Here is a 16,454-nt window from a genome sequence, read left to right on the forward strand (position 1 = left end):
ACCTGTTGTGGATAAATAATTTCATTCACTGCGCCTGGATACGGAAACCGAAGCGCGGGAAGTGCACATGCACAGTGCCTGCGCGCTCGTCGCTACGGCGCAGGATCAGCTCCTCGCGCCCGGCAAACAGCAGCTCGCCGGCCACTGGGTCGACGCCGTAGTCGATCGCGCTGATGGTCACCGCCTGGCCGGGATGGAAGCCGTTCAAGTCTTCAAACGCTTCGTCCGGCAACGCCGCCGGGGTGGCGTTGCGCGCAATCTCCAGCGCTTGTTCGGCGGTCATCTGGTTGGGCGTGCCGTGGCCGAAACCAAGCACGCGCCCCAGCCATGCGGACACTGCCGGGTAGGCGTCCACCAGGGGTGCTGTAACTGGCGTGGCTTTGAGGAACCACAGCGAATGGGCCAGGGAGAAGTCGGCAATCGACGGCTCGCCAAACAGAAAATCCCCCGCCTCGCGCTGCAACTGTTGCTCCAGGCGCGTCATGATCGCTGGCCATTGATGCTTGGCCACGTCGGCGCTCAGCTTGCTCGCCGAACCGCCGCTGAACAACGCGGCGCGGTCGGCCATAAAAGCTTTGATCGCTTCAGGCGGCAATTTGCCGAAGCGCACCGCCACCGATTCCGGCTGGAACACCAGGCTCACCGCGTGAGCGAACACCACGCTGTCGGCCCAGGTGGCGAAAGTCTGGGTGATCATTTCCTGGCCGAGGGGGAACAGCGCCGGCGCGGCTTTTTCCTGCTCCAGGCGTAGGGCGATCAGCGCGGTGTCACAGTAGATATCGGCGCCGACCTGCAACACCGGAGTTTTGCGGTAGCCGCCGGTGAGCGCGGTCAGGTCCGGTTTGGGCATCACCGGCGAGATCAGCACGGACTGCCAGGACAGGCCTTTGAAGCCCAGCAGCAGCCGAGCTTTTTCTGCAAAGGGAGAGGTGGGGTAGTGGTGAAGAATGAGCTCAGACATGCCAGGGTCCAGTTGTCAGGTTGAGCTGCCAGCTTAGCGCGCAATGGGTGGCGATGCCGTGATGGGAACCCATCAGTCGAATCTATGCACCACTGGCGGCCAGGCACTCCTTGGCGCTCTTCTTGAGTTTTTTGATCAGCCGTTCCTGACGCAAGGCGTCGCCTTTGCTTGCACATTGCTCGGTGTACACCAGCGCCACCGCCGGGCTGGACTGAAAAAACCGCGCGCCCTTGCCGCTTTGATGCTGAGCGAAGCGGCGCATAGGGTCATTGCTGATGCCGCAATACAGCGCGCCGTTGGCGGCGCGCACCAGGTAAACGAACCAGGGTTTGGGGTCGGTGGGAGTCGTCACGGATCGAGTCGGTCAACCAGAAGAGCGCCCAGCTTATCAACGACTGGCCTGGAATGCCTTGAGACCTTTGCGTGCCTGGGCGCGTACGGCGTTTTTCACCAGCGGCGTCCAGCCCAGCAACAGACCTTTGGTGCCCAGGGCCTGACGCGACCAACGCCACAGATCGAAGTGGTCGTGGTGCTCGCAGATCTTGCCGTCACGGAACACAAAACGCGCCTGGATATCATTGACCACTGTGTTGCCGGTGGCGCTGAACAGGTAGGTCGCCACCCAATGGGCGCTGCCGCGGGTGTCGTCGCTGCGCACTTGGTCGAAGGTCAGCGAGAAGTCCTTGGCGCGGGTGGTGAGCATGCGCCACATATCGCCGACGTCCCGACCGCGCAGCTCACCGAACGCCGGGTCGCTGAAGATCACGTCGTCGCTGTAACAGGCGCTCATGGCGTCGGCGTCCAGACGTTGGAACGCGCGATAGAACTCGGTGATCAGGGCGTTGTGGGCATCACTCATGGGCAGGCTCCGTCGACGGCGAAAAAGATAGGCGCACGATAAGCCGCCCGCGCCGCCAAGGCTACTGACATTCACCGCGCCAATAGTAGCCCGCCTCAGGGCACCATGCCGCAACTGCGGGCATAGGCGAAGAGGTCTACGTCGGTGGAAATGCAAAGCCGGTTCATGGCAGTGCTCTTCTGCTTGCTGATGGTGGACACACTGCGATTGACCCGCGCCGCGATCTGGCTGACGGTCATGCCGCTGGCCAGCATGCGTACCACCTCACGCTCTTTTTCGGACAATTGCGGCTGTCGCGATTGGTCACCCGGCCCGGCTTCCACCAGTTGGGCCCGCAGGCATTCACTGACAAAGGTCTGGCCCGCGCTTACGGTCTTGATCGCCAGCGGCAGCTCCTTGGCCGACGCACTTTTGGCCACGATAGCTCGCGCGCCGTGGGCAAAGGAGGCTCGCAACGTGGCGATATTGGCAAACATGGTCACCAGGATCACCGGCAACGTCGGGTACTGGCGGTGCAGCAGGCTCAACAAACCGTAGCCGTCCGCCTGCTGGCCACCAGGCATGGCGAAATCGGTCACCAGCACATCGCAGGGTGTGGTCGCCAGCACACGCAGCAGTTGATCGGGACCGTCGGCCTCGCCCACTACTTTGCACCGTCCATTCGCCTCGATCACCACTCTCTGCCCGATGCGTACGATGGGATGATCGTCAGCAATGATTACGCGAAGCATAAATACCCACAGATGATGGCCACTAGATTCCGCGCAAAATACCCCCGCCGCCATCCCTCAACAACCGCAGAAGTCTCGGCGTTTTTCCTCACGATCAATGTTTGATAGCCGCCGCTTTTGGACCTACAAAATAAAAAGAAAATACCTACAGCTATTACCCTCAACACAGCCTTCCCTTTCCCTACAAATGTCTGCGGGCATCACAATGAACCCAAGTAAGTGAGGTAAGCACGTAGGTCGGCCTGGAAGGCGTCCAGGTGCGCCTCATTCAACACCACGCCCTCGGCATGCACCCGCTCGATCAGGCTCATGCCGCGTAGCTCCAGCTCGGCCATGCCCAGAAAAGCCAGGCTACCCACCAAGCGGTGCAGGCTTTCGGCAGTCAACGACGCGTCGCGGATTTTGCGTGCATGGTCGAGCATCAGGGTGTCTTCCCGCGCTTCGCGCAGCAGGCTGACGAGCATCTGGTCGACAACCCGCGCATCCCCGAAGGCTTCGATCAGACCCGCACGGGTCGGCCAGCCCGTGGTCTTGGGCAGCACCGGCACCACATCTGACGGCCCCGGTAACCAGCACGCCAACACCCCATGCAGTTGTTCAAGGGTCAACGGTTTGACCAGCCAGGCGTCCATGCCGGCGTCGCGACAACGCTGTGGGTCGTCATGCACCAGGTTGCCGGTCAGGGCAATGATCGGCACCCGCCGCTGTGCGTTGGCATGTTCGCGCAGGCGAATCGCGCGGCTCATGGTGTAGCCGTCCATCTGCGGCATCTGGCAATCGCTGATCACTAGGTCGAAGGGGGTCTCGGCCAGAGCCGCCAAACCGTGCTGCCCGTCAGTTGCCAGTTGGTGGCCCAAGCCGAGTTTTTTCAATAGCCACCCCATCAAGACGCGGTATGTCGCATGGTCTTCCACCACCAGGACCTTCAGGTGCCGCCAATGGAGGGGCGGCTCGGTCGAAGGTGTCAATTCACGGGAAAGCACTGCGTCCGAAGATACGTCAGTCTCCATGGTCACCTCATGGTTGCGGTCGTTTTTGCAGCACGCGGCATTCGCAACAAACCGACAGCGCTGACGTAGCAGCCAGGCAAACAGAGTCGAAACACTCACATGACTACTTATCGCGACGTCACGCTATCTCCATGGGTGGCGTCATGACGATGCAAAAACTACGAAAAAACCAACTTTCCTACATATTCGGCAAACCTATTCCGACAAGCATCCGACACACGTCTGCCGCTTGATCATTCTCGTAATAGTTGTATTCCCCCTCCTGTGCCCCGTCGCTAGATTGCACCCCACCCCGATCACAGGGAACGGACGACCGCACCGCGGCGCCTCGAAACCGACATGCTTGCCAACCACCGACTTTGTATTGGAACAACCTGAAATGAACACGTCGTTAAACCTGGTGGGTGCCGCCCTCTTGCTCGCCAGTGCCTCATCCGCGTTTGCGACCAGCTCCGTGGAGCTGACCGTCAAGGGCACCATCACCCCCAGCGCCTGCACGCCCAGCCTGCCTGGGGCCGTGGACTTTGGAAAAATCTCGGCCAAGGACCTGACCCCCGACAACCACACCGTGCTGGAAGTCAAAACCCTGCAACTGACGGTGAGTTGCGAAGCGCCGACGCTCTTTGCCATCCACCCCGTCGACAACCGGGTAGGCACCTCGACCCGCTCCGGGGCTTATGGCTTGGGGCTGGTGGACGGCACCACGGAGAAACTGGGCCGGTATTTCCTGTCGCTGCGCAACCCCGTGGCGGATATTCCGTCGACGTTGTTGGGGCAGTACACGACGGATCGATGGTCGCCCGTGGATGAGGACGAGGCGATCATCCCCGGCATGCTGGTGGCTTTCGGCAGCCTCGACGCCCAAATCGGCTGGCTCCCCCATCCCCTGCAAAATGCCACCGCAGAGTTCGTCTTCAACACCGCGATTGCCCCGGCAAACGACCTGACTCTGACCAACGACGTGGCATTGGACGGCTCCGCCACGCTGGAGCTGAAGTACCTGTAACCCACTCAACACTGCGTTGACCTCTCCCGAAAGGACTCTGTGCCCATGAAAGCCTTTGCTTACCGGCTCCTGCTGACACTGCTGTGTGTACCGCCGGCGTTCGCCGCCAGCTCCACCGACCTCGCCGTCAAGGGCAGCATCACCCCCAGCGCGTGTGCGCCATTGATGTCCGGCGGCAGCGAAATCGACTTCGGAAAAATGACCGCCAAGGACCTTAACTCGGATCACTACACCTCTTTGCCGGGCCAGTCCCTGCACCTGAGCGTGGTGTGTGAGGGGCCGACGTTTTTTACCTTAAATACCATCGACAACCGCGCTGGCACTTCCGCCAGCCCCAGACATTGGCATGGCCTGGGCATGACGCCCCATGACGAAAAACTCGGCGGCGTGGCCTTCCGCGTGCGCAACCCCGTGGCCGATGGCGCCGTGGTGAGGATGGTGATATCCAGCGACGGTGTGACCTGGAACCCCAGCGACATCCTGAGCTACGCATTCAAAAGTGCGGTCGCCAGCGATTCCGGCCAACTGGCGCCCATTGCGGTGAAGGACTTTAACGCCGATCTCAGATTATTCACGCGGGTTGCCCCCGCAGACGAGTTGACGCTGATCGATGAGGTGCCCATCGACGGTCACGTCACCGTACAACTCAACTACCTCTAACTGCCCATTGACTCGAAAGGAACTCGCTCCCGATGAAAAGCCTGCTCACTCCCCTCGCCACCGGCCTGTTGTTGCTCGGCTCTGCCGCCACTTATGCGGCGTCCACGGTCGACTTGACCGTCAAGGGCCTGATCGTACCCAGCGCCTGCACGCCGAGCCTGACCCGGGGCGGCGTCATCGATCACGGCAAGATTTCCGCCAAAGACCTGCGCCCGGACAACCCAACGCTGATCGGCACCCACACCATGACCATGGCGGTCATCTGCGATGCACCGATTCAATTTGCCCTGCATTCCGTCGACAACCGTGCCGGCTCATCGGCCTCTCCCGCCAATTACGGCCTGGGCCTGATAAACGGCACCCAGAAACTGGGTTGGTTTCTGCTGACCGTGCGCAACCCGGTCGCCGACGGCGCGCAGATGCAGTCGATTGTCTCCGGCGATGGCGGCAATACCTGGTACGGCGATAACGCCTGGGATGCCGGCCTGTACGTATCGATCGCCACCATGGCCGACCCTAGCCAGCCGGCCTCGGTCAAGGAACTGGTCACGGACCTGGAAGTGCAAACCGTGATCGCCCGTACCGATGGCCTGGACCTGAGCAACGAGGTCACCATCGACGGCTCCGCCACGCTTGAAGTGAAGTACCTGTAACCCTGGGTGCCCATGCCTGGCTGACGCGTGCGGCATGGGCTTTTTTTCGGATCTGCCGAGCTTGCCTCGGCCAATGGCGCAATCGATGAACACCTACCCCTGCACTGCGGTGATCGTGTTTTGGCTGACCAGCGCCGCTGCGGCCCACGCCGCATCGAAGGTGGATGTCACCGTGACCGGTCGGCTGACCCCGGACGCCTGCCTGGTGACGCTGTCCGACGAAGGCGTGATCGACCACGGCAAAATTCTTTCTCATACCCTCAGCGACGACGTGGTCACCGAGCTGCCCAGTCGCGTACTGCAACTGCATGTGCAGTGCGGCCGGCCGATGCTGTTCGCCCTGGTGGGGCTCGACAACCGAGCGCAATCCTCCCTGGACCCTGATGTGCTCTATGGCCTGGGCCGAAATATCCATGCCCCGGCCGAGCGCCTGGGCTCGGTGGCCCTGTCATATCGCAACCCGGTGGGAGACGCCCAAGTCTTGCAAGTGCTGGCCTCCGATGACAGCGGCGAAACCTGGCGCCCGGCGTCCGAAGCCTGGCCCAAAACCTATATCGGCTTTGCCCCGGTCGGGGATCGCCAGCCCGATTTCATCGGCCAGTTAAGCGCCCAACTCCAGATCGACACGTCCATCAACGCGACCCAGTACCTGACCCTGGATCAGGCGGTGCCGCTCGATGGCTCCGTGGTGCTGGACCTGCGCTACCTCTGACCTTTATGGAACCCCTCTCATGACCACAGTGCTCAACCCCGCAACCTGCCTTATGGCCCTGGCGCTGCTGCTCGGCGGCACGGGCGCACGGGCTGACGGCATGGTCCCTGACACCTCCGTGGTGATCGTTCACGAAGCCGAGGGCGAAGCCGCCGTGTCGGTCACCAACACCGACAGCCAACTGGCGCTGCTGCATGTCACGTTGCAAGACATCCCCGAAGACACCGAACCCTTGCTGGTGGTCACGCCGCCGCTGTCGCGGGTGGAGCCGTCCAAATCGCAACTGGTGCGCTTCATCCTGCAAAGCCAGCAACCGCTGCTCACCCAGCGCCTCAAACGCGCGATTTTCGAAGGCATGCCACAGGGCCGCCCCGCCACGCAAGCCGGGCATGCCCGGGTGGGTGTGACGGTACGCCAGAACCTGCCGGTGATCATTCATCCCAAGGGCTTGGCGCCCAATCGCACACCTTGGACTGAGCTGACGTGGTCACAGCATGGCAATACGTTGCAGGTGCGCAATACCAGCCCTTATGTGGTGCGCCTGGCCCAGGAGCTGCGGCTGCTGCCCGGCGACGGCAAGGCGATGTTGCCGCGCACCTATGTGTTGCCGGGGGAAACCCTGAGTGTGCCGGCCAGCGGTGGTCCGGCCACCAAGGTCCGGCTGCAACCGGCCACGGTGTACGGCTTTGCCGTGGCGGCCTACGAAGCACCGATTACCTGACGAACAACCCCAGGCGGTTACCGCCTGCATCGAAGTGACGGCTCGATGACCGTCACCAGGACGCTCCAGCGTCCATCATTCGAGTGCCCTTTGTGAAAACAGTATTGAGTTACCGTGACGGCGCCACTGTGCCCGTCACTATCACGCTGCTGCTGGCCTGTACGCTGGCACCCTTGGCCGCCAGCGCCGATGCACGCCAAGGCTTCGATGCCACCACCCTGCGGCAACGCGGGATTGACCCGCACCTGGCCAGCCTGCTGCTGGAACCTCCGCGCTTTGCCGCAGGGCGGCATGCCGTCAGCCTGCGGGTCAACGGCCAGCACCGCGGTCGGCTTGACGTCAACTTCGATCAACAAGGTGCCTTGTGCTTCGACCGTGCCTTGTTGGACGCCGCCAACCTGCGCTTACCTGACGACAGCGGCCCCTGCCACGACTTTCTCGCACAGTATCCCCAAAGCCTGGTGGAACCGGACCCAGCCACGCTCACGGTGGCGTTGGTGGTGCCGACCGAGGCGCTGCGCCCGCTACAACAGGATGTCTCGGGCTATGAAACCGGTGGCGTGGCCGGCCTGCTCAATTACGACCTGACCGGGTTCTATAACCGCTTCGGCGACAGCGACAGCCGCTTCGGCTCGGCCAACACCGAGGTCGGCTTCAATGCCGGCGACTGGATCGTACGCAGCCGTCAGGTGCAGACCTGGCAGGACGGCCTCTCGCGCAGTACGCACCTGGAGGCCTATGCCCAGCGCACCTTTGCCAGCCACCAGGCGGTGCTGCAGGCGGGGCAGGTCAACCTGTACAACCCGGTATTGCCCGGCGCGCAGATCACCGGTGTGCAGGTCCTGACCGAGCAGGCGCTGCAAGAGCAGAGTCAGGGCGCGACCATCGACGGTATCGCCAACAGCCCGGCCCAAGTCGAAGTGCGCCAGAACGGCACGTTGATTCACTCCACGGTAGTTCCCGCCGGGCCGTTTTCCTTGACGGGCGTGCGGCGCCTGAACTCGCGCTCCGACGTCGAGGTGACGGTCAAGGAAAGCAACGGTGGCGAACGGCGCTTTACCGTTCCGGCCGCCATGCTCGGCCTGGGGTTGCCGGCGCCGGGTTACTCGGTGTCGGCAGGGCGCGTGCGCAACATCGGCGATGCCCAGGGAGACTATCCCTGGGTGGTCAGCGCCGGTTGGACCGGTGCCGTACACCCGCAACTGTCGCTGGGCAGCGGCGTGCTGGCCGCCAGCGAATATCGCGCCGCCGGTGTGAGCCTGGGCTGGTTGCCGGGGTTGGACAGCCAGGTACAACTGGCCAGCCAAGTGGCCGACACGCATGCACGGGACCAGGTGCGCGGTGTGCAGACCGACCTGTCGTGGTCCCAGCGCCTGAACGATCAATGGTCGTTCAGCGTGGCCAACGCCTGGCGCACGCCGGGTTATCGCGAACTGGAGGAGGCCACCTACGAGGCCGAGACCACCCAGCAGCGCCGCTCGCGCTATCGCGACCAACAAAGCGCCAGCCTGGGTTGGGCGCATCCGTGGCTGGGTGCATTCAGTGCCGGGGTGTCGCGCTCCAGCAACTTCGACGGCGACAGCAGCAGCCGGGGCTTGGTGTCCTGGGGCACCAGCGTCAGCGGCGTGTCGTTATCGGCCAGTGCCGAGTGGCAGATGGGCGGGCGCCAACAGCAGGGCAACGCGTTCTACTTCAACGTCAGCCTGCCCTTGGGGGATAACCGGCGCGTGCGGGCCTGGGTGCGCAATTCAGGGGGCGAGCACCGTACCGGCGTGGGGGTGAACGAGCAGATCGACGACCAACTGAGCTACCGCGTCAGCGCCGAACACGACACCCGCGACCAACAAGTGGAAACCACCCTCGGCCTTTCGGCCCTGCCCCGCTACAGCCAGCTGGATGTCAGTTACAGCCGCTCCGACGCCGAGCGTTCGAGCTATCAGGGCAGCGCTCGCGGTGGCGTGGTGGTGCATGGCGGCGGGGTCACGTTGTCACCCTATCCGGTGCGTGACACCTTTGCCTTGGTTTCGGTGGGCGACATCAGCGGCATCAAGCTCAGCACCCCCAGCGGCCCGGTCTGGACCGACTGGCAAGGCCAGGCCGTGGTCCCCCAGATCAGCCCCTATGGCCGCAGCCCGGTGGAAGTGCAAACCCGTTCGCTGCCGCGCAATGCCGATATCAATAACGGCCTGGCGATGCTCGCGGCCGGACGCGGCGCCGTGGACCGCGTGGAGTTCGGCGTGAGCCTGACCCGTCGCGTGCTGCTCACCGCCCGCACCGAACAGGGCGTGTTGCTGCCTCGCGGCGCCAGTGTCAGCACCGCCAACGGCGAGTTCGTGACCTTGGTTCAGGACGGCGGCCAGGTGTTTCTGCCCAATGTGCTGGCCTCGTCCGGCCTGTGGGTCAGTGCCCCCGGTTTGCCCCGTTGTCGCTTGCAGTTCGAGCTGCCGGATGAGGGCGATCCCGAGGTGTATTTCGAAACCGCCCCCGCGCGCTGTACCCCATCATGAGGACCGTAACCATGCCCCCTATTCGCCTGCTGCGGCAGTTGACGGCCGCATCGCTGCTCATCGTCGGCGCCACAGCCAACGCGTTGGCCAACGACGAGTGCCAGTTGACCCTCAGCGAATCGCTGCTGGACCTGGGCCTGATGAACCGCCTGGCGCAAACCGACAGCGCACCCCAGCGCCTGCTCGGCGAGCGCCGCTTGCGCCTGACCCTTGCGTGCCCGCAAGCGCAGGACCTGAGCGTGTTTTATCGCGCCCTCGCCGCCAGTGCCGAACGCCTGCAATTCACCGAACACGGCAGCTACGCGCTCGAACTCAGTGACGGCGTAATGGATGGCCGTTCGGTGGAGTTGGGCTTGATGCCCGTGGCCGGGCAACCGCCAGCCGTGGTTGGCCCGCGCTTGAAATGGCGCACTGGTCACCTGGTGGCCCCCGTGCAAGGCGGCGCGGTGGTACAGGGTAAAACCTTTTCCCTGCAACTGAGCCTCAGCGCCTGGGCGGACAGGGCCGCAACCTACGTGCGGGACGCCACCACCTGGGAGGTCAACGGGACGTTCGAGGCCCAGCGCAGCGGTCGTTACCGTGAACTGACCCTGCGCGCGCACTTCGCGCCGGTGGCGTGCACGCCGCAGTTGTCCAACGGCGGCCTGGTGGATTACGGCACCTTGCTGGCCAAGGACCTGAGCGTCACAAACGAAACCCCGTTGCCCACCCGCACCCTGCAAATGACCGTCAGTTGCGACGCGCCCGTGCCCTTCGCCTTGCGCATGCACGACAACCGTGAAGGCTCGGCCACCGGCGGCACCGACGAGACCGCCTACGGCCTGGACCGCGACGGCAGCCAGAACAAGATCGGCCGCTTCTACGTGAACATCGACCCGGAAGACTTTTCCGCCGATGCCTACGGCGCGCTGTATCGCACCGACTCCACCAGCAACGGCGCCGCCTGGAGCAGCGCCAGTGCGCGGCAGATCCCCATCGCCGCCAACAGCTATATGGGCTTCACCCACCTGGCGGGCAGCACCCAAGGCCCGATGGCGATCCAGCACCTGAGCGGCACGTTACGCATCAAGGCTTACCTGGCGCCGACCCAATCCCTGGATCTGCGTCAGGTGGTGCAGATCAACGGCTCCGGCACCCTCGAAATTATCTACCTCTAACTTCTGGAATTGACGCCATGAACGCTTATCCCATCGTTTTTTACAGCCTGCTGTTATTGACCGCCACGGCCCACACCCAGGCCGCCTCCAGCGTCGATCTGAGGGTCAAAGGCGTGGTCACGCCCACCGCCTGCGACCCTCAGTTGTCCGGCGGCGGGCTGATCGACTACGGCAAGATGTCCCAGCAGGATCTGAACCTGGAGACCAGCACGCGGCTGCCGATCAAACACCTGCAAGTGAGCATCGCCTGCACGGCGCCAAGTCGTTTTGCGCTGCGCATGCGCGACAATCGCGAGGGCACCGCAACGGTCAACAGCGAGATTTACTATGGGCTCGGACTGGACAACAGCGGCAACCGGCTTGGGCTTTACTCGATGACCTTCGACCCCCGCAACACGCTGGTGGATAGCACCGTGACGGTGTACGGCACCGAGTCCACCACCGGCGGCCTGGCCTGGCGCACCGCCAACCTCAACCCCATTGATATCGACGCCAATAGCTACCTGGGCTTTACCGCCAGGCAGGGCAGCACCGCCGGGCCTTCGGCGATCCAGGAGCTGATCAGCACGGTCAAGGTCCAAGCGGTGATCAACGCACGGCAGAACCTGGACCTGAGCACCGACACCCTGCTCGACGGCTCGGCGACTCTGGAGGTGATCTATCTCTAGCGTTTCTCGCTGGTGACCTGCACATAACGCGCACGCCCTGCGCCCAGGCCGGCAATGATCGCGCCCAGGCCGATCACCGCGAAAATCCAGCCGATGGCGCTCCAGCCGCCGGTCCAGTCGTGTACCAGGCCGACCGCAAACGGGCCGAGGGACGCCAGGGTATAGCCGAAACCCTGAGCCATGCTCGACAGGTTCGCGGCGACGTGGGCATCCCGCGAGCGCAGCACGATCAAGGTCAACGCCAGGCTGAAGGTGCCGCCCTGGCCCAGGCCGAGCAGGATCGCCCAGCCCCACAGACCGTCCAGCGGCGCATAGAGGCAACCGAACAACCCGCCGAGGGTCAGCAGCATCACCACCACGATCGCCAGGCGCTGGTCGCGGCCACGAGTGGCCAACCAGGGCGCGGCCAGCGAACTGATCAATTGCAGGATGATCGAGCCGGACAGCGCCAGCCCGGCCTCGGTGGCGCTGAGGCCGCGGCTGATCAGAATCGACGGCAGCCAGCCAAACACGATGTACGCCAGGGACGATTGCAGGCCCATGTACAAGGTCACCTGCCAGGCCAACGGATCGCGTAACAAGCCTTTGACCTGATACGCGACGCGATGGGCGCCGTGTCGTTGCCCGACCTGGGGCCACCATACCAACGCCGCCACCACCGCCGGCACCATCCAGAAGCCCAGGGCCATGCTCCAGCGGTCGCCGAACACATGGCTCAGCGGCACTGTCGCCCCCGCCGCCAGCGCGGCGCCCAGGCACAACGCCATGGTGTACACGCCGGTCATGGCCCCGGCCTGGCGAGCGAAATCACGCTTGACGATGCCCGGCAGCAACACGCCGATAATGCCGATGCTCGCCCCGGCAATCAGGCTGCCGGCAAACAGCCCGACCTCACCGAATGCACTGCGCAGAATGATGCCACTGGCCAGTGTCAGCACGATCCCCAGCACCACGCGCTCGGCGCCGAATCGCCGCGCCAGAATCGGCGCCAATGGCGCAAACAGCCCCAGGCACAGCACGGGCAAAGTGGTCAGCAAACCGGCCTTGGCCGCCGACAAGCCCAGGCTGGCCGACACATCGCTGAGCAACGGCGCCATGCTCGACAACGCCGGGCGCAGGTTCAACGCCACCAGCACCAGGCCCAGCAGCAACAACCACGGGCGGCTGACCTGCGGCGGGGTGTGCTGGACCTCGTCGTCATCGGCCTCGGCATCGATCAGCAGTTCTTCGAGTTCGGGTGTGCGTTGGGCTTCAGGGTTCATGGATCAACTGTCGGCAGAGGGATTTGGCGCGTTCCGGGTCTTGCTGCTCCACCGCTTCAAGCAAGGCGCTGTGCAGGTCGAACACCGCCTGGCGGCGTGGTGAAACACTGAGGGTCTGGCGTAACTGGGCGCCGACGATGGCGGAAAAATACTGGTACAACTCGCTCAACGCCGGGTTGTGCGCGGCATCCACCAGGCGGGTGTGGAACACCAGATCGGCGTGGATATAGGCCTCCAGGTCACCGTGATACAGCGCGGCGCTGGTGCGCAGGGCTTGATGCAACCCCTGCAGGTCTTGCTCGGTACGGCGTTGCGCCGCAAGACCAATGGCCTCCACTTCGAGGATCTGCCGGGTCTCCTGCGCCTGCGCCAAGGTGCAGTGGGACAACGCACGCATCGCCCCCAAAGGGTCAGTCATCGAGCGCAGATAACTGCCGTCTCCCTGGCGGATCTCAATCAACCCGGAAAACGCCAGCACCCGCATGGCTTCACGCACGGTATTGCGGCTGATCCCCAGCTCGGCGGACAACTCCGGCTCGGTGGGCAAGCGCTCGCCGACAGCCCATACGCCCTGGGCGATGCGCAGGCGCAACTGTTCAAGGGCCTGGTCGACCAGCGAGCGTTTAATCAGTGGAGCGATGTCTGTCATGGATTTTGCGCTTTCGTCCAATCATAGGATGAATTTTCCTACAGCCTATTAGGGCTCAGCGACAAAGGCAACGCACTAGGGTTATTGGGCGGAAAACGAAGCAAAATTTTCGATTGGTAAAATTACCCTTAAAGGGTAATTATCAACTTAGGTGTCTTATGGAAAAGCACACACCTCATTACGATTTGGCTCAAGTCAAGGAAGAGGTCATCCGGCTAGGTGCGCGCGCTTTCACCGCCAGCGCGCGAGAGGGAGGGCGGCAGCTGGAGTTGAGCCTCGGTCAGATGCGACTTGCCGTTTGCGCTCTGGAAGCTCGAATGTTGTACAAGTCAATGACTACATACGCAGACCATCAGATATGCAGGACGTCTATCTGATCAAGTTTTACGGCACGGAGATTTACATCAAAGTGACCTACCGTCCAAGCGGTGGGCCGCCGGTAATCTCCTTCAAGGAGAAAACTTCATGAGAACCCGACAATGCGTGAGCTGCGGCGCTGCTGAAGGCATGCAGCATTTCGAAGGTCGCACCTTCACGATCAATACCCGCGGCATGCTGCGCAAGATTCCTGATATCGCCGGCTGGGAATGCCAGGTCTGCCATGAAAGGGAGTTCGATATGGACACCGACAGTGCAGAGCGTTATTCCACTGCCAGTGATCAACTGTTGGTCGATGCGCGAAAAGTCATTGCCGCCGAAATAAAGCGAATTCGGCGCAAATTACATCTGACCCAAAAGGAGGCTGTGAGGCTGTTGATTGGCCGCGGCCACAACGCATTTTCCCGGTACGAAAGGGCCGAGGTGTTTCCACCTGAGCCATTACTCATCCTGATGCGCTTGTTGGATAAACATCCCCACCTGTTGGCGGAGATAGAGACGCTCAACGTTGGCGAAGATCTTAACCGGCTGCTCATCGCCAAAGACGCGCAACAGCTTTCAGCTCAGGCGTCCTGACACGGTCGACAGGCAAAAATAAACCCGGCGCCAAGGCCGGGTTTATCTTCAAGCTTTACCGCTGGATCAATGCAGAATCTGGCTCAAGAACAACTTGGTCCGATCATTCTGCGGGTTGTCGAAGAAGTCATTCGGTGCCGCTTGTTCCACGATTTCGCCTTTGTCCATGAAGATCACGCGGTTGGCCACGGTACGGGCAAAGCCCATTTCGTGGGTCACGCAGAGCATGGTCATACCGTCTTCGGCCAGGCCGATCATGGTGTCGAGTACTTCTTTCACCATCTCTGGGTCCAGTGCCGAAGTCGGCTCATCGAACAGCATGATTTTCGGTTTCATGCACAGTGCCCGGGCAATCGCCACACGCTGTTGCTGGCCGCCGGACAACTGCCCCGGAAACTTGTGGGCCTGCTCCGGGATGCGCACGCGCTCCAGGTAGTGCATGGCGATTTCTTCGGCCTTGCGCTTGGGCATCTTGCGCACCCACATCGGCGCCAGCGTGCAGTTCTGCAGGATGGTCAGGTGCGGGAACAGGTTGAAGTGCTGGAACACCATGCCGACTTCGCGGCGGATTGCTTCGATCTGCTTGAGGTCGTTGGTCAGCTCCACGCCATCGACCACGATGCGGCCCTGCTGGTGCTCTTCCAGGCGGTTGAGGCAGCGGATGGTGGTGGACTTGCCGGAACCCGACGGGCCGCACAGCACGATACGCTCGCCCTGCTTGACGTTGAGGTTGATGTCTTTCAACACATGGAACTGGCCGTACCACTTGTTGACGCCCTGCATCTGGATAATGCCTTCAGGGCCCACAGGCTGTTTGATTGCTTCGCTCATCAAAAGAACTCCTAACGCTTGTGGCCTGTGTCGAGCTTGCGTTCCAGGTGCATGGAATAGCGCGACATACCAAAACAGAAAATCCAGAACACCAGGGCGGCGAACACGTAGCCTTCAGTGGCCATGCCCAGCCATTTAGGGTCGGCGGCGGCTTGCTTGACGCTGTTGAGCAGGTCGAACAGGCCGATGATGATCACCAGGCTGGTGTCCTTGAACAGCGCGATGAAGGTGTTGACGATCCCCGGAATCACCATCTTCAGGGCTTGCGGCAGAATCACCAGGCCCATGCTGCGCCAGTAGCCCAGGCCCATCGCTGCGGCCGCTTCGTACTGGCCTTTAGGGATGGCCTGCAAACCGCCACGCACCACTTCGGCCACATAGGCCGACTGGAACAGGATCACGCCGATCAGCGCCCGCAGCAACTTGTCGAAGTTCATGCCTTCGGGCAGGAACAACGGCAGCATTACCGAGGACATGAACAGCACGGTAATCAGCGGCACGCCGCGCCAGAATTCGATGAAGGTCACGCAGACCACACGAATCGCCGGCATGTTCGAACGCCGCCCCAAGGCCAGCACAATACCCAAGGGCAAGGCGCCGGCGATGCCGACGGTGGCGATGACCAGGGTCAGCATCAGGCCGCCCCATTGGCTGGTGGCCACGGTGGCCAGGCCAAATACACCGCCATGCAGCAGGAAGAAGGCGATGATCGGGTACAGCACCAGGAAGCTCAGCCCGTAGATTGCCTTGCGCGGGAAGCGCGAGATGAACAACGGTGCCACGCCGACGATGGCCAGCCACACGGTCAGGTCCACGCGCCAGCGCAGATCGCCGGGGTAGTAGCCATACATGAACTGCCCGAAACGCTGTTGGATGAACACCCAGCAGGCGCCCTCCTTCGTGCAGTCGGCGCGGGTGGTGCCAACCCAGTTAGCGTCCAGGATGGCCCAATGCAGGATCGGCGGCACCACCAGGTACACCAGGTAGATCGACAGCAGGGTCAGCAGTGTATTGAGCCAACTGGAAAACAGGTTGGCGCGCATCCATGCCATCGGCCCGAAGACTTTGCTCGGCGGCGGCATATCAGGTTTGAAAGTATGCGAACTCATGTGC

General features: G+C 62.6%; 18 protein-coding genes and 1 pseudogene. 10 read left to right on the plus strand and 9 right to left on the minus strand.

The window, feature by feature from the left end; genetic code table 11:
• Window positions 1-25: 25 nt before the first annotated feature.
• The 5 genes from K1567_RS11170 to K1567_RS11190 all read right to left on the minus strand — a co-directional run bounded on the left by K1567_RS11170 (window position 26) and on the right by K1567_RS11190 (window position 3,561).
• Complete coding sequence (locus tag K1567_RS11170; RefSeq protein ID WP_034111853.1) at window positions 26-961, minus strand: glutathione S-transferase family protein; 936 nt, start codon at window positions 959-961, stop codon at window positions 26-28.
• An 82-nt stretch (window positions 962-1,043) separates the two neighbouring features.
• Complete coding sequence (locus tag K1567_RS11175; RefSeq protein WP_034096020.1) at window positions 1,044-1,313, minus strand: GIY-YIG nuclease family protein; 270 nt, start codon at window positions 1,311-1,313, stop codon at window positions 1,044-1,046.
• A gap of 36 nt (window positions 1,314-1,349) precedes the next feature.
• Window positions 1,350-1,820, minus strand: a complete 471-nt coding sequence (locus K1567_RS11180) for a nuclear transport factor 2 family protein (RefSeq protein ID WP_034096019.1) — start codon at window positions 1,818-1,820, stop codon at window positions 1,350-1,352.
• 95 nt (window positions 1,821-1,915) lie between these two features.
• Window positions 1,916-2,551, minus strand: a complete 636-nt coding sequence (locus K1567_RS11185) for a response regulator transcription factor (RefSeq protein ID WP_034096018.1) — start codon at window positions 2,549-2,551, stop codon at window positions 1,916-1,918.
• Between the two features lie 200 nt (window positions 2,552-2,751).
• Window positions 2,752-3,561, minus strand: coding sequence for a response regulator (locus K1567_RS11190; RefSeq protein ID WP_034111851.1), 810 nt, complete (start codon window positions 3,559-3,561; stop codon window positions 2,752-2,754).
• Window positions 3,562-3,940: 379 nt separating this feature from the next.
• On the opposite strand from K1567_RS11190, the gene K1567_RS11195 reads away from it, so the two are divergent.
• The 8 genes from K1567_RS11195 to K1567_RS11230 all read left to right on the plus strand — a co-directional run bounded on the left by K1567_RS11195 (window position 3,941) and on the right by K1567_RS11230 (window position 11,645).
• Complete coding sequence (locus tag K1567_RS11195; RefSeq protein WP_034111849.1) at window positions 3,941-4,567, plus strand: DUF1120 domain-containing protein; 627 nt, start codon at window positions 3,941-3,943, stop codon at window positions 4,565-4,567.
• Between the two features lie 45 nt (window positions 4,568-4,612).
• Complete coding sequence (locus K1567_RS11200) at window positions 4,613-5,227, plus strand: DUF1120 domain-containing protein (protein WP_034096015.1); 615 nt, start codon at window positions 4,613-4,615, stop codon at window positions 5,225-5,227.
• Between the two features lie 32 nt (window positions 5,228-5,259).
• Window positions 5,260-5,880, plus strand: coding sequence for a DUF1120 domain-containing protein (locus K1567_RS11205; RefSeq protein WP_034096014.1), 621 nt, complete (start codon window positions 5,260-5,262; stop codon window positions 5,878-5,880).
• Between the two features lie 85 nt (window positions 5,881-5,965).
• Window positions 5,966-6,592, plus strand: coding sequence for a DUF1120 domain-containing protein (locus K1567_RS11210; protein ID WP_052448334.1), 627 nt, complete (start codon window positions 5,966-5,968; stop codon window positions 6,590-6,592).
• Between the two features lie 19 nt (window positions 6,593-6,611).
• The gene (locus K1567_RS11215; RefSeq protein WP_034096013.1) at window positions 6,612-7,313 is read left to right on the plus strand and encodes a fimbria/pilus chaperone family protein; all 702 of its coding nucleotides are present in this window, start codon (window positions 6,612-6,614) and stop codon (window positions 7,311-7,313) included.
• Window positions 7,314-7,405: 92 nt separating this feature from the next.
• Complete coding sequence (locus K1567_RS11220) at window positions 7,406-9,820, plus strand: fimbria/pilus outer membrane usher protein (RefSeq protein WP_220698504.1); 2,415 nt, start codon at window positions 7,406-7,408, stop codon at window positions 9,818-9,820.
• A gap of 11 nt (window positions 9,821-9,831) precedes the next feature.
• Window positions 9,832-10,977, plus strand: coding sequence for a DUF1120 domain-containing protein (locus K1567_RS11225; protein WP_220698505.1), 1,146 nt, complete (start codon window positions 9,832-9,834; stop codon window positions 10,975-10,977).
• Between the two features lie 17 nt (window positions 10,978-10,994).
• A complete protein-coding gene (locus K1567_RS11230; RefSeq protein ID WP_220698506.1) occupies window positions 10,995-11,645 on the plus strand; it encodes a DUF1120 domain-containing protein in 651 nt (216 codons plus the stop codon).
• Here K1567_RS11230 and K1567_RS11235 read toward each other — a convergent pair.
• Both K1567_RS11235 and K1567_RS11240 read right to left on the minus strand, forming a co-directional pair.
• Complete coding sequence (locus tag K1567_RS11235) at window positions 11,642-12,907, minus strand: CynX/NimT family MFS transporter (protein ID WP_220698507.1); 1,266 nt, start codon at window positions 12,905-12,907, stop codon at window positions 11,642-11,644. The two genes, K1567_RS11230 and K1567_RS11235, sit on opposite strands and share 4 nt — an antisense overlap.
• On the minus strand, window positions 12,897-13,556 hold the full coding sequence (locus K1567_RS11240; RefSeq protein WP_034137049.1) for a FadR/GntR family transcriptional regulator: 660 nt from the start codon (window positions 13,554-13,556) through the stop codon (window positions 12,897-12,899). Before K1567_RS11240 ends, K1567_RS11235 begins: the two co-directional genes overlap by 11 nt.
• Before the next feature lie 158 nt (window positions 13,557-13,714).
• On the opposite strand from K1567_RS11240, the pseudogene K1567_RS11245 reads away from it, so the two are divergent.
• Together K1567_RS11245 and K1567_RS11250 are read left to right on the plus strand one after the other, a co-directional pair.
• Window positions 13,715-14,025 (plus strand): annotated as a pseudogene (locus K1567_RS11245) (type II toxin-antitoxin system MqsR family toxin).
• On the plus strand, window positions 14,022-14,510 hold the full coding sequence (locus tag K1567_RS11250) for a type II toxin-antitoxin system MqsA family antitoxin (protein ID WP_034096009.1): 489 nt from the start codon (window positions 14,022-14,024) through the stop codon (window positions 14,508-14,510). Before K1567_RS11245 ends, K1567_RS11250 begins: the two are co-directional and overlap by 4 nt.
• 66 nt (window positions 14,511-14,576) lie before the next feature.
• Here K1567_RS11250 and K1567_RS11255 read toward each other — a convergent pair whose 3' ends face one another.
• Together K1567_RS11255 and K1567_RS11260 are read right to left on the minus strand one after the other, a co-directional pair.
• Entirely contained in the window at window positions 14,577-15,341 is a 765-nt protein-coding gene (locus K1567_RS11255) for an amino acid ABC transporter ATP-binding protein (protein WP_034096008.1), read from the minus strand.
• Window positions 15,342-15,352: 11 nt separating this feature from the next.
• The gene (locus K1567_RS11260) at window positions 15,353-16,450 is read right to left on the minus strand and encodes an amino acid ABC transporter permease (RefSeq protein ID WP_034096007.1); all 1,098 of its coding nucleotides are present in this window, start codon (window positions 16,448-16,450) and stop codon (window positions 15,353-15,355) included.
• Window positions 16,451-16,454: the final 4 nt, after the last annotated feature.

Source organism: Pseudomonas sp. S5F11 (assembly GCF_019641515.1).
Lineage (GTDB): Bacteria > Pseudomonadota > Gammaproteobacteria > Pseudomonadales > Pseudomonadaceae > Aquipseudomonas > Aquipseudomonas rhodesiae.